Annotated in this window: 16 protein-coding genes; 7 read left to right on the forward strand and 9 right to left on the reverse strand. The window is 61.6% G+C overall.

Features of this window, described 5'->3' with window-relative positions:
- The first annotated feature begins 49 nt into the window (after positions 1 to 49).
- Positions 50 to 937, forward strand: a complete 888-nt coding sequence (locus DFO46_RS13415) for a branched-chain amino acid aminotransferase (protein WP_120277639.1) — start codon at positions 50 to 52, stop codon at positions 935 to 937.
- 5 nt (positions 938 to 942) lie between these two features.
- Here the strand turns inward: DFO46_RS13415 and DFO46_RS13420 are convergent, their stop codons facing one another.
- A complete protein-coding gene (locus tag DFO46_RS13420) occupies positions 943 to 1,719 on the reverse strand; it encodes a polysaccharide deacetylase family protein (RefSeq protein ID WP_120277640.1) in 777 nt (258 codons plus the stop codon).
- Positions 1,720 to 1,855: 136 nt separating this feature from the next.
- On the opposite strand from DFO46_RS13420, the gene DFO46_RS13425 reads away from it, so the two are divergent.
- Both DFO46_RS13425 and DFO46_RS13430 read left to right on the forward strand, forming a co-directional pair.
- Entirely contained in the window at positions 1,856 to 3,964 is a 2,109-nt protein-coding gene (locus DFO46_RS13425; RefSeq protein WP_120277641.1) for a S9 family peptidase, read from the forward strand.
- A gap of 206 nt (positions 3,965 to 4,170) precedes the next feature.
- Positions 4,171 to 4,491 (forward strand): hypothetical protein, encoded by a 321-nt coding sequence (locus DFO46_RS13430; protein WP_110789693.1) that lies wholly within the window; start codon positions 4,171 to 4,173, stop codon positions 4,489 to 4,491.
- 72 nt (positions 4,492 to 4,563) lie between these two features.
- Here the strand turns inward: DFO46_RS13430 and DFO46_RS13435 are convergent, their stop codons facing one another.
- On the reverse strand, positions 4,564 to 5,298 hold the full coding sequence (locus tag DFO46_RS13435) for a cation diffusion facilitator family transporter (RefSeq protein ID WP_120277642.1): 735 nt from the start codon (positions 5,296 to 5,298) through the stop codon (positions 4,564 to 4,566).
- A gap of 84 nt (positions 5,299 to 5,382) precedes the next feature.
- Here DFO46_RS13435 and DFO46_RS13440 point away from each other — a divergent pair, with 84 nt between their 5' ends.
- On the forward strand, positions 5,383 to 5,796 hold the full coding sequence (locus DFO46_RS13440) for a helix-turn-helix domain-containing protein (RefSeq protein WP_110789695.1): 414 nt from the start codon (positions 5,383 to 5,385) through the stop codon (positions 5,794 to 5,796).
- A gap of 14 nt (positions 5,797 to 5,810) precedes the next feature.
- The gene (locus DFO46_RS13445) at positions 5,811 to 6,269 is read left to right on the forward strand and encodes a cupin domain-containing protein (protein WP_120277643.1); all 459 of its coding nucleotides are present in this window, start codon (positions 5,811 to 5,813) and stop codon (positions 6,267 to 6,269) included.
- 8 nt (positions 6,270 to 6,277) lie between these two features.
- On the opposite strand, the gene DFO46_RS13450 is transcribed toward DFO46_RS13445, so the two are convergent.
- Entirely contained in the window at positions 6,278 to 6,640 is a 363-nt protein-coding gene (locus tag DFO46_RS13450) for a transcriptional regulator (RefSeq protein ID WP_120277644.1), read from the reverse strand.
- Positions 6,582 to 6,920 (reverse strand): DUF6516 family protein, encoded by a 339-nt coding sequence (locus DFO46_RS13455; protein ID WP_120277645.1) that lies wholly within the window; start codon positions 6,918 to 6,920, stop codon positions 6,582 to 6,584. The genes DFO46_RS13450 and DFO46_RS13455 overlap by 59 nt, the downstream gene beginning before the upstream one ends.
- Positions 6,921 to 7,178: 258 nt before the next feature.
- Here DFO46_RS13455 and DFO46_RS13460 point away from each other — a divergent pair, with 258 nt between their 5' ends.
- Together DFO46_RS13460 and DFO46_RS13465 are read left to right on the forward strand one after the other, a co-directional pair.
- Positions 7,179 to 7,667 (forward strand): GNAT family N-acetyltransferase, encoded by a 489-nt coding sequence (locus DFO46_RS13460; protein WP_120277646.1) that lies wholly within the window; start codon positions 7,179 to 7,181, stop codon positions 7,665 to 7,667.
- Positions 7,668 to 7,699: 32 nt separating this feature from the next.
- Complete coding sequence (locus tag DFO46_RS13465; RefSeq protein WP_120277647.1) at positions 7,700 to 8,269, forward strand: DJ-1/PfpI family protein; 570 nt, start codon at positions 7,700 to 7,702, stop codon at positions 8,267 to 8,269.
- Positions 8,270 to 8,299: 30 nt separating this feature from the next.
- Here the strand turns inward: DFO46_RS13465 and DFO46_RS13470 are convergent, their stop codons facing one another.
- The 5 genes from DFO46_RS13470 to DFO46_RS13490 form a co-directional block, all read right to left on the reverse strand.
- On the reverse strand, positions 8,300 to 8,524 hold the full coding sequence (locus DFO46_RS13470) for a hypothetical protein (RefSeq protein ID WP_062275898.1): 225 nt from the start codon (positions 8,522 to 8,524) through the stop codon (positions 8,300 to 8,302).
- Positions 8,525 to 8,602: 78 nt separating this feature from the next.
- A complete protein-coding gene (locus DFO46_RS13475; RefSeq protein WP_120277648.1) occupies positions 8,603 to 9,520 on the reverse strand; it encodes a cytochrome c in 918 nt (305 codons plus the stop codon).
- 82 nt (positions 9,521 to 9,602) lie between these two features.
- The gene (locus tag DFO46_RS13480) at positions 9,603 to 10,049 is read right to left on the reverse strand and encodes a cytochrome c (RefSeq protein WP_110789702.1); all 447 of its coding nucleotides are present in this window, start codon (positions 10,047 to 10,049) and stop codon (positions 9,603 to 9,605) included.
- 220 nt (positions 10,050 to 10,269) lie between these two features.
- The gene (locus DFO46_RS13485) at positions 10,270 to 11,115 is read right to left on the reverse strand and encodes a metallophosphoesterase (RefSeq protein ID WP_120278254.1); all 846 of its coding nucleotides are present in this window, start codon (positions 11,113 to 11,115) and stop codon (positions 10,270 to 10,272) included.
- Between the two features lie 100 nt (positions 11,116 to 11,215).
- Positions 11,216 to 12,292: an AI-2E family transporter gene (locus tag DFO46_RS13490; RefSeq protein WP_110789703.1), complete on the reverse strand. Its 1,077-nt coding sequence runs from the start codon at positions 12,290 to 12,292 to the stop codon at positions 11,216 to 11,218.
- Positions 12,293 to 12,425 lie beyond the last annotated feature (133 nt).

Here is a 12,425-nt window from a genome sequence, read left to right on the forward strand (position 1 = left end):
TCCGATTGCTGCGCCTTTGCTGCAAAGCAACGAAAAGAAGGAGCTCCCGATGGCCGTCGATACATCTGCCCGCACCCCCACCTTCACCTATGTCGATGGCGACTGGTTTTCCGGCAATCCGCCGCTGATCGGGCCGGTTTCGCACGCGATGTGGCTGGGCTCGACGGTGTTTGACGGAGCGCGCTGGTTCGACGGTATCGCCCCCGATCTCGACCTGCATTGCGAGCGGGTCAACCGCTCGGCCGAGAACATGGGCATGAAGGCCACGATGGAGGCGAAGGAGATCGAGCGGCTGGCCTGGGAAGGCGTCCAGAAATTCGACGGCAAGACGGCCATCTACATCAAGCCGATGTATTGGGCCGAGCACGGTCAGATGGGCTCGGTCGTCGCTGCCGATCCGGACTCGACGCGGTTTGCACTCTGCCTGTTCGAAGCGCCGATGCACACGGCGAAGCCCTCCTCGCTCACCGTTTCGCCGTTCCGTCGGCCGACACCGGAATGCGCCATGACGGACGCCAAGACCGGCAGCCTCTATCCCAATTCCGGTCGCATGATCATCGATGCCCGCAAACGCGGCTTCGACAATGCGCTGGTGCGCGACATGAATGGAAACGTCGTGGAGACGGCGTCTTCCAACGTCTTCATGGTCAAGGACGGCGTGGTCTTGACGCCCGCCGCCAACCGCACCTTCCTTGCCGGCATCACCCGCGCCCGCATCATCGGGCTTCTGCGTCAGGCCGGCTTCGACGTGCGCGAGGCGACGCTGTCGGTCGAGGACTTCATGAATGCCGACGAGATCTTCCAGACCGGAAACTACTCGAAGGTGGTGCCGGTGACGCGGCTGGACGATGTGCAGCTGCAGGAGGGGCCGGTGACGCGCAAGGCGCTCGACCTCTATATGGACTGGGCGAAATCCAGCCATGGAACGGATGGCTGATCGGTTCAGAAACTCTTGGTCGAGAGCGGCTCCGTGCGGTCCTTCAGCCGGACGAAGCGGAAGCCGCGCGCCCTGAGATCGAGGATGCCCTTGACCACGCCTTCGCCGGCCTCGTGGGTCGGCTGGTTGATGTGCGAGATGATCACGTCGCCATCCTTGGCACGGTGATACTGGCGCTCAACACCTGAAGCCCCCAGAAGCGAGCCGCTGTCGCCGTTGATGGAATAGCCGGCCACCCGATAGCCGAGCGACTGGATCTGAGCAATCGCGCTCGGCGTATACTTGGCTGTCGCACCGCGAAACCAGACCGGACGCTCGCCACCGGCGGCCACGATCGCCTCAGCCCCGCCCTCGACCTCGGCCGCGACAGCCTCGGGAGAACCGGCCGTCTTGATGCCGAAGACGGTCATCGGCACGTCGATGGCAGGCACATGGTTTTCGCCGTGATCCTCGATCTCGAACAGATCGGGATTGGCGCGCATGACGGCGAAGGCGGCGGCGTTGTGTTTCAGCCAGCGGGCGGTGACGAAGATGGTCGAGGGGATGCGGTTGTCGATCAGCGTGTCGAGGATGCGGTCGTCGACCTTGCCCATGCAGGCATCGAAAGTGAGGGCAACGGCCGGCCCCTCCTCTTTTACCTGGGCGATCGTCAATTTGGGCTCGGTCAGGCGCGGCTTGGATGCAGCGGTCGAAGGCTTGGCCGGGGTCGGGGCTGCCGCACCGATCGATGCCGCGCAGAAGAGAGCGAGGCTCGAAAACCTCAAGGTGGTCACAATCGTCATTCTCGTCTGCCTGTTGTCTGTCCTGCCGTCTGCAGCAAGCTGCACGGAACACTCGGCTTGAAGTCCCGCCGGGGCGGCTTTATCTCTGAACCACACAGGCAGGCAATCTGCCTCGACATGATAAAGCGAGAAAACCTTGTCCGTTTTTAGAAACCTGCCCGCAGCCCCCACCGTCGCCAAGAAGCCCGTCTCCGATACCCGCCACGGGATTGTCAGGACGGACGATTATGCCTGGCTGCGCGCCGACAACTGGCAGCAGATGTTCAAGGACACCTCGATCCTCGACCCGGAGATCCGGACCTATCTGGAAGCCGAGAACGCCTATATGGACGCCGCGATGGGCGATACCAAGGCGCTGCAGGCACAGCTCTTTGCCGAGATGAAGGGACGCATCAAGGAAGACGATTCGTCGATCCCGATGAAGGATGGGCCTTTCGCCTATGGATCGGCCTTCGTCACTGGCGGCGAGCAGCCGCGTTACTTCCGCATCCCCCGCGACGGCGATCCGAAGAACGAGGGTCTGCGCGATTTGCTGCTCGATGGCGACAAGGAAGCGAAGGGCAAGGACTATTTCCGCCTGTCCGGCATCGACCACACCACCGATCATGCCTTCGGTATCTGGGGGTATGACGACAAGGGCTCGGAATATTTCACCCTTCGCGTGCGTGATCTCGCCACCAAGCAGGATCTCGATGACGTGCTCGAAAACACCGCCGGTGGTGGGGTCTGGGCGCCCGACGGCAAGAGCTTCTTCTACACGCTGCAGGACGAAAACCACCGCCCGTCCAAGGTGTTTCACCATATCGTCGGCAAGCCGCAGTCTTCGGATCGACTCGTCTATGAGGAGAAGGATCCGGGCTTCTTCATGGGTGTCGGCGGATCGCTGCTGGACGATGTCATCTATATCGACATCCACGATCACGAGACCTCGGAATACCGCCTGCTCTCGACCAAGGACCTGACCGCCGAGCCAGTCCTGGTCGCCGAGCGCGAAGAGGGCGTCGAATATTCGATGACCGAGGGCGGCGACGTCTTCTTCATCCTGACCAATGCCGATGGTGCCAAGGATTTCAAGATCGTCGAGGCACCGGTTTCGGCTCCGGGCAAGGCGAACTGGAAGGAACTCGTGCCGCACGAGCCGGGCCGGCTGATTCTCAACCACATGGCCTTTGCCCGCCATCTCGTCTGGCTGGAGCGCCGCGAGGGCCTGCCTGTGATCATGATCCGCGATCGCAAGAGCGGCGAGGAGCATTCGATCGCCTTTGCCGAGGAAGCCTATTCGCTGGGACTGCAGGGGGCGGCCGAATACGACACCGACGTCATCCGCTTCTCCTATTCGTCGATGACGACGCCCTCCCAGCTCTTCGACTACAATATGGCGACGCGCGAGCGCACGCTGCTCAAGACCCAGGAAGTGCCGTCGGGCCATAACCCTGAGGACTATGTCACCCGCCGGGTCTTTACCGAAGCGCATGATGGCGAGAAGGTGCCTGTCACCCTGCTCTACCGCCGTGACACGAAACTCGATGGCTCCGCCCCCTGCCTGCTCTACGGCTACGGCGCCTATGGCATCACCATCCCCGCAGGCTTCAACACCAATTGCCTGTCGCTCGCCGATCGCGGCTTCGTCTATGCCATCGCCCATATTCGTGGCGGCAAGGACAAGGGTTTCTCCTGGTACGAAGACGGCAAGATGGAAAAGAAGGTCAACACCTTCAAGGACTTCATCTCGGCCGCCGACCACCTGGTGAAGGAGAAGTTCACCTCATTCGACCGGATCATCGCAGAAGGCGGCTCGGCCGGCGGCATGCTGATGGGCGCGATTGCCAACATGGCACCGGAAAAATTCGCCGGCATCATCGCGGCCGTACCCTTCGTCGACGTGCTCAACACCATGCTCGACGACACCCTGCCCCTCACCCCGCCGGAATGGCCGGAATGGGGCAATCCGATCGAATCGGAAGAGGAATATCGCTGGATCGCGGCCTATAGCCCTTACGACAATGTCGAGACGAAGCCCTACCCGCCGATCATTGCTCTCTCAGGCCTGACCGATCCGCGCGTCACCTATTGGGAACCGACCAAGTGGATCGCAAAGCTGCGGGATACGGCACCGGAGGCTGGCCCCTTCCTGCTCAAGACCAACATGGCGGCCGGCCATGGCGGCAAGTCGGGACGTTTCCAGCGGTTGGAAGAGATCGCGTTTGAATATGCCTATGCGATCAAGGTGGCGGGGAAGATGTAACTCAGGCTTTCGCCTGCCGTAAATATGGGCTCGTTTCCACTGCCTCGTCGGCAGGGAAACGGGCCTTTTTTCATCGTGATTCGGCCCGCGTACTTTCACGGCGTCCGTTTCGCAAGGGCCAAATCTTATAGATCGAGACGTGACGCAAGCTTCGCGCAAGATTGAAAGGTTAACAAAAGGTTAATTCTTCAACCGAGGTCTCCGCCATGAGGATCGAGAGCGGTCTCAGCAGCAACTCCTATCAAAGCCGCTACGTGCCGGGCGCGGCCGTGGCCGACGATGCGTCCAACGAGGCCGCATCCACGACCTCCGGGCGTGCCACCGGTGGCGCGAGCACGTTTTCGAGCACGCTCCTGTCCAACCAGCTCGCGTCGGCACTCTGGACCGTCGAAGGGTCCCGGAAACCGTCCATTCAGCTCAGCGGCTCAAGCAACAATCGGGACGATCTTGGCGAAAGCGCCCGGCTGCAGATGGTCGAGGCTGCTTACCGCGAATACGAAGTGCCGACGGTTTACGACGAATTCTAAGCTTACGATGCGGAGAAAAAGGTCGGCCGGCATGATGCCGCGCCGGCCTTTTTTTGTGCTCCAATGGCAGGTTCAGTGATGGGCATGACCTGGGTGAGGATGCGCATGATGGTCATGCGCATCGCCGCGGTCGGCATGGGAGTGGCCGAGATTTTCTGCCGGCGCGCAGCAGCTCGTCCCCAGCGTGACCGGCTCACCCTCTTTCCACTCTGCATAGCTCTGCGACAGGATCTGGACGGATGAATAGAGGAAGAGGCCGGCCATGACGCCCGCCACGGTGAGGTCCGGCCAGGCGGTCGCCGTGCCCCAGACACCAAGAGCTGCGATCATGACGATGATATTGCCGATCGCATCATTGCGCGAGCAGAGCCAGACCGAGCGGACATTGGCGTCGCCGTCCTTATAATTCATCAGAAGCAGGACACTTGCGAGGTTGGCTGCGAGCGCCATGAAGCCGATGACGCCCATGATCGGCGCTTCCGGCACGCCCTGGTAAAACACGCGGTAGAGCGTCGAGCCGAAGACCCAGAGGCCCATCAGGAAGAGACTTCCGCCCTTCGTGGCCGCCGCGAGGCTGCGGGTCTTTAAGGACGCGCCGATGACGGCGAGCGAGATGCCATAGGTGACGGCATCGGCGAAGAAATCCAGCGCATCGGCCTGCAGCGCCTGGGAGCGGGCGAGCTGGCCGGCGGTCATTTCGACGAAAAACATCGCCGCATTGATGGCGATCACCATCCACAGACGCCGTTTGTAGGTGTCCGACATGCCGTCGAAAGGGGCATGGTCATGGCCGCAGGAAGCACTCATTCGTCAAATTCCTTCACGTCTTGATCTGGTCACCCAGCCGTCTTACGATCTCTAGTGACTAGAGGTTCAAGAGGAAATTTCACGATGTATGCGATCGGTGACCTGTCGCGGCGGACCGGAGTGAAGGTGCCCACCATTCGCTATTACGAGCAGATGGGGCTGATTTCCGCGCCCGACCGGACCGAAGGAAATCAAAGGCGTTACGAAAGGGCGGACCTCGAACGGCTGACCTTCATCCGCCATGCGCGCGACCTCGGCTTTCCGATCGAGGCTATCCGCGAGCTTTTGACACTGAGCCGGCATCCGGAGGAGCCCTGCGGGGCTGCAGACCGGATCGCCCGGGAGCAGCTGGACGAGGTTCGCGAGAAGATCGCCAGGCTCAAGAAGCTGGAGGAGGAATTGTCGCGGATCGTCTCGCATGGCGGAGAGCACACGATCGGCGAATGCTATGTAATCCAGGCCTTGGCTGACCACAGCCTGTGCGGCCACGAACACTGAAGGTAGGGTGCATCATGCCGGTGATCCGACAGAACGAGGCGCCGCTCGAAACCTGGAGCGGCACCGGCATCAATGCCGAACTCGGGCCCTATTCCGCCCGTCTTCTCTCCGAGGCCGGCGGCCTGACGCAGTTCGGCGCCATGGTGGAGACGCTCCCGCCGGGTTCCTTCTCCTCGCACAAGCACTGGCACGAGCAGGAGGACGAGTTCGTCTATGTGTTCTCAGGCCGCGTGACGCTGAACGAGGGCGAGACGCTGACGGAGATGCTGCCAGGCGATGCCGCCACCTTCAAGGCGGGCGTTGCCGTCGGGCACCGGTTGGAGAACCGATCGGATCAGCCGGCCACCTATCTCGTCGTCGGGACGCGCTCGCCGGATGATGTGGTGCATTATACGGACAAGGATCTGCTCTTGACCAAGGTGGGGTTTGAGAAGCGGCTGACGACGAAGGCGGGCGTGAAGGTCGAGCGGTAGCCGTATGATCAGGCTGCCGATTTTATCTCGAATTCGAAGTGAATACGGTCATACGGGAAGATCACTCCCCCCTCCTCCGCCTTGTCGATGACGCCGCTTTTCAACAGGGTTTCGAGATCGGCATGAACGGCTTTGAAATCTCGCCCTACCCGACGTGCCACCTCACGCATCGGCATCGCCCCCTGCCCCGTCATTGCCGTCACGATCTCCAACCGCTTGGGGGTCAACACCTTGTGCATCGTCTCCCACGAGGGAAAGCTGAGGCTAAACTCACCACCCGTGACATCCCCCGCTTTCGCTGCCTTCAGGAGATCAGCGACGGTCGCCATTGTCTGGTCGAGGCTCTCGATCTTCACCTTCAGGGTTGTCATCCAACCATCCTTTCACATCGCTCAGAAAATCTTCGGTCAGAGCGTCTATGCCGGTGAATGCATAGGCCGCCTCAGTTGATCCGAGGTGTCTATGGTCTCCCTTACCGGCCTCGTTATCATAGCGCAGAACGCATTCGCCGTTCGCGATCAATGCCAGGCTGTATTTGAAGGCGTGTTGGCTTCCACGAACCGATGCCGGCACCTGCCAAATCACGATCTCAACGAAGACGTCGGATCGTACAAAGCTGCGCAGCCTGCGGATCAATGTCGCCTTCGCCATCGCCTCCTCACAGCAATTGATGGACTATAGTCCATCAGGAGCAACAGGAAAAGATCACCCGTTGACAATCGATTAAAACGGGCGCATCTAACCCGCCATGATCGATATCCGCGCAACCATCTCCTGCACGTATTTTTGGGCCTACCGGTAACCGGCGGCCTGACAGATCACTTTGTCAACAGGCCGCCGTCAGGCGGCCTTGTTGTTTTCCAGACGACTTTCCCCTGACGGCGCAGAATAAGCAGAAGGGAAAGTAGCATGACCGAAGACACCGACATCACCCTGCCCCGTCCGCCCGTGATCGCCATCCGTCACGCGAAACCGCGCGACCTGCCGGACCTCAATGCCATGATCGCCGCACTGGCCCTGCACCACGGCGATGCATCCGCCATGACGCCGGAAAAGCTGGAACGCGACCTGTTCGGTCCCATGCCTTGGATACAGGCTCTGGTCGCCGATGACGGTCAGGGCCTGATCGGCTATGCCATTCTGGTGCCGCTCTACAGGGCGCAGGAAGGCAAGCGCGGCATGGATCTGCACCACCTCTTCGTGCGCGACGGCCAGCGTGGCAATGGCATCGGCCAGCATCTGGTCGACCGGGCCCGTGAGATTGCCCGCCAGGCTGGATGCGACTTCCTGTCGGTCTCGGCCGCCACCGGCAATGTCGCTGCGCACCGCTTCTACGAAAACATGGATTTCGTACCGCGCCCGGTGACCGGCATGCGCTACCTGCACGCGTTGAACTAATCGCTCTTTCGCACTCGGGACGGAGACTGGACATGACACGCATTGCCATTGCCCTGCAGAACGACTTCGCAGACTGGGAGCCCGCGCTTCTGATGGCTGCGGCCCGCTATTATCTTGATTGCGATGTCGTGACCGCCTCGCCGGACGGCGCACCCGTCGTCTCGATGGGCGGACTGAAGGTCACGCCGGATATCGGCTATGACGCAATCAGTGCAGATGCCTTCGACGCGCTCGTCATTCCCGGCGGCTATGCCTGGGAGAAGGGCGTGGCTTACGACTTCACGGACATGGCAACAGCATTCCGCGACCAGGGCAAGGTGCTGGGCGGCATCTGTGCGGCGGCCAGCGCGCTCGCCGCAACCGGCGTGCTCAATACTGTCGCCCATACCGGCAATGCGCTCGCCTCGCACCAGCGATACCCGACCTATCTGGGTGCGGCTCATTATGTCGACCAGGCGCCTGCCGTTCGTGACGGCGGTATTGTCACGGCTGCAGGATCGTCGCCGGATACGTTTGCCATCGAAGTGCTGAAGGCGCTCGACCTCTACGGGCCCGAGGCCGAAGCCGAGCTTTCCAGCTTTGCGGCCGAGCATCGCGGCTGACCGCGATCCCGCCAACCGTCGCATGACATGTCAGTGGCGGACCGGCGGATTTTCCGACCATTTCTGCAAGGTCGTCTTGATCAGGATGAGCGCTGCCTGCTGGGCATGGTCGCGCTCGCGCGGATCGACGATGGCCGACAACCGCTTTTCGAAGGCGCGGACCGTCTGGTCCACCCATTGATGCAGGGCGGGATCGGGATAATTGTCGAGCAGCGAGCGTAGCGCACTCTCCATCCGCCGGCGTTCAATGCTCATGGCCCCTCCGAAGGCATTTCGAGGTGGGCAGGATGCAGGATGAGCCTTGCGCGATGCTGGCGAAAGTGAAGGCGGTGCTTATTGCACCGCCGGCACGGCCTTCAGATAGGCGGCGATCGCCTCGCGTTCGGAGGCCGGAAGCTGGGCCATGTTCTTCTGCACCTCGACCATGGTGCCGCCGACGCTGTCGAAGTCGGGCGTGAAGCCGGATTCCAGATAGGTCGCGATGTCGCCTGCGCTCCAGGAGCCGATGCTCTTTGAGCCGGGCGTGATGTTCGGGATCGTCCCCTCGCCTTCCGGGTTCGGTCCACCTGCCAACCATTGGCCGGCCTTGAAGCCACCCAGCGCATCGCGCGGGGTGTGGCATTCGCCGCAATGGCCGGGACCTTCGACCAGATACTGGCCGCGCTTCACCATGTCGGAGGCATCGGCCAGTTCGACACGGGGGGCTGCGGTGAAATAGAGGAATTTCCAGCCCCCAAGGGCAATGCGCTGGTTGAACGGGAAGCCGAGTTCATGCGCCGGCGCCACCTTGTCGCTTGCCGGCAAGGTCTTCAAGAATCCGTAGAGGTCGTTGACGTCCTTCGGGGTCATCCGCGCGTAGGAGCCGTAGGGAAACGACGGATAGAGATGTTCGCCGTCCCGGCCGACGCCGCGGGTCATGGCATCGCCGAACTCAGCCAGCGTCCAGGCACCGATGCCGACATTGGGGTCGCTGGAAATGTTCGGTGCATGGAAGGTACCGAAATCGCTTTTGATCGGGGCGCCCCCTGACAGAACCAGACGTTCATCGCCTGTTGCACCGGCCGGCGCGTGACAGCTCGTGCAGCCACCGGCAAAGAAGACGTCGCGGCCATGGGCGATATCGGGATCCCCGAGGTCGGCCCAGATGGACGGATCCTGCCTTTGAGGCGCGGTGATCCAGAGAAATGCGCCGAAGCCGGCAACACCCAGGATGGCGAGCCCGCCCAGACCTTTGAGCCATGTCGATGCCATCAGGCTCTCCTTGCGAATGGATGGGCTTTCGATGAAGCCCTGATGAGAGGCGGGCGCCCGAAAGAGCGCCCGACCAGGAGGGTCAGTTCTTCTTCAGGCGGTAGCTCTGGTGACAGTCACCGCAGGTGGCACCGACGGCTTCAAGTGCTGCCCCGACTGCGGCCTGATCTGCCGGCATCGCGGCAAGCTGTGCTTCGGCCACGGTCGCCAGCTTGGCTGCCTTCGCCTTGAAGTCGTCCATGTTCTCCCAGATCTTCGGGCTCGCTTCCGTATCGAGGCCGGTTTCGCTGCCTGCAGGGAAATGATCGGGGAAGGTCTTGCCGACTTCGACCAGCGTCGTCAGCGCAGCTTTCACGGCTTCGGCGTCATAGGGCTTCTCACCCTTCGCGATGCCGGCCAGCGTGCCGGCCGAACCGCCGGCCTTCTTCATCAGTTCCTGGCGCACCGTCTGGGGTTCCCCCGCCGCAATCGCAGCGGTGGTGCCAAGACAGATCGCCACAATGGCGGACAGGACGGTGTTCATCTTCATGAGGCTGCTCTCCCTGGAGGTCGGCCGGCATACCGGGCGATCATTGGATTGACGTAACGGATGATGTTTGCCGCGTGGGAGGCAGAGACAAAAATCACAATGGAGTGAGCCGGGCATTCCGGCGCAACATTCTGGTAAACCTGACAAATCGCTGACAGAACGATGTCAGAGCGATGACTGAATCGCCGATTTCACCGCAGGTTGTCGAGCGCTTCAAGGTTCACGTCAGAGACAGGATCCGGCTCGGTTCCCGGCCAAATCCCTCAATCTCGATCCGATCGTCAAACAAAGACAATACGGCGAATGCACTCGTCTCCGGCGTATCGACCATGCCGCAGAAATTGACGAAATGGGTATTGCCCAGCCTGGCATAGTTGCCGGCGTGCTGGTGACCGCAGAGATAGGCGACGGAGGCCGGCGATGTGGCGACCAGATCGGCCAGCCGTTCGCCATCCCACAGATTGTGGTCGGATGGCGGATGGATGGGGTAATGGCCGAGCAGCAGGACAGGCTCGCAGGCTTCCTCGGCATCGGTCAGGCGAGCGCGGATCCAATCCTCCTGCGTCTGACTGATGCCCGCATTCCAGGTCTGAGCATTGGCGGCACCTTCAGCCTTCAGCGCGGCAAGGCGCGCTTCCGCCTCGACATGACGCGGATCCCCCTTCGGGCTGGAGAAAAGCGAGATCTCATTGCCTTCCGTCACCAGCAGGCGAACGCCGTTCAGCCTGTGCTGGTAATAGGGGGCCGGCATTCCAAGCGTCGCATGGATGTCATGCAGCCTGTCCGCCGAGACGAGGAAGTCGTGATTGCCCGGCAGCAGAATGCGCGGATGACGGCTGCGCTCCAGAATGCCGAGGACGGTGGAGAAATTCTCGAAGTCCCGGTCAATGAGATCACCGAGCACGATGATGGCGTCGAGCGGCAGAGGCTCGAAATGCGTGATGGCCTGTTCAAGCCTCGCCGGGACCTCTCGAAAATACCGGTTGAGGTCGGTATCCGGATCGCGGTCGGCATATTGCGGATCGGCGATGATGCCGAGACGCAGGCGTGGTTCTTGATGCCGCATGACGTTGCCCCTGATCGCACCGGAGACGTTCCGGCGCATGTCTGAGGCCGTCTAGATCGCGGCCATGACGACCAGATGACGGAAGCCGATCAACAGGCCCCTAGTCGGGCAGATTGGGCTGCGGCCTTGCCTGCGGCAAGATCCCGCCGAAGAGCGTCATGCCGATCAGAGTGAGCGGCACGGCAAGCATGGCACCGACAGCACCCCAGAGCCACGTCCAGAAAACAATCGCCACGAACAGCATGAAGGTATTCATCTCCAGGCGGCGGCCCATGGCCGCGGGAAGGAGAAGGTTTTCCAGCAGACCGTCGACGGCGAAAAAGACGATCGCCGGGAGAAGCCCGATCAGAAGGGACTCGTGCGCCAGTACGCCGCCGACCATCATCGCGATGGTGACGGAGGCGATGCCGAGAAACGGGATAAAGCTCAGCAGGAATGCGCCAACGGCCCAGAGCAACGGACTGCCGAGGCCACCGACCCAGGCAATGATGCCGGCGACCGCGCCGAAGAGGGCATACACCACCACGGCGGTCGCAAAATAATGACCGAGGGCAGCCTCCACCTCGTTCAACAGGTGGATGGCTTTCAGGCGCCGGTCCCGGTGGGAAAAGGCCCGGATCAGCGCCCGGCGCATCGTCAGCCGCGAGGCGAGGAAGAGCAGCAGGGCCACCACGAAGATGAAGATCTGCAACAGGGCCGGCGTCACGCCGGTTGCAAGCGTCGACAGAATTGTCCCGGAATTCTGCAGCATGGCCTCAGGGGAAACAGGGCTGCTGGACAGGGCCTCGATCGGGCGACGCAGCCAGGACACGCCTTCGAGGTAGTCGATGGCCCGTTCCACCATCTTCGGCCCGTTCTCGATCAGCATGTTGATCGGACCGGCAATGGTGAAGACGAGCAGGCCCAAGACCCCGAGAAAGAGCGTCGATAGAATGACCGCCGTCAACATCGGCGGAATGCCCAACTTGCCCATGCGATCTGCCGCAAGACCGAGGATCAGGCCAACCACAATCGCCATCGTGAGCGGGATCAACACGAAGGAGGCGAGATGCAGCGAGATCAGGGCGAAAATGGCGAAGAGCCCGATTACCGACCAGGAGACGGTATAATCGAGACCCGTCTTTTGAAAACGCACACGCCGCTGGGCCGGCCGCTTCGGTTGCACCTGGAGATTCACGGGCCGCTCCTTCTGGCTGGAGCGACTGGCTGTTCTGGTTCTGGCATGGCGATGGACCCCGTCGTGACCTAGAGCATGTCCGGCGAAAACGGAGTCGCCTTCAATGCTCTATGTCTTTGTTTTCACGCAATTC

It is taken from the genome of Rhizobium sp. AG855, from assembly GCF_003610655.1.
GTDB classification, from domain to species: domain Bacteria; phylum Pseudomonadota; class Alphaproteobacteria; order Rhizobiales; family Rhizobiaceae; genus Allorhizobium; species Allorhizobium wuzhouense.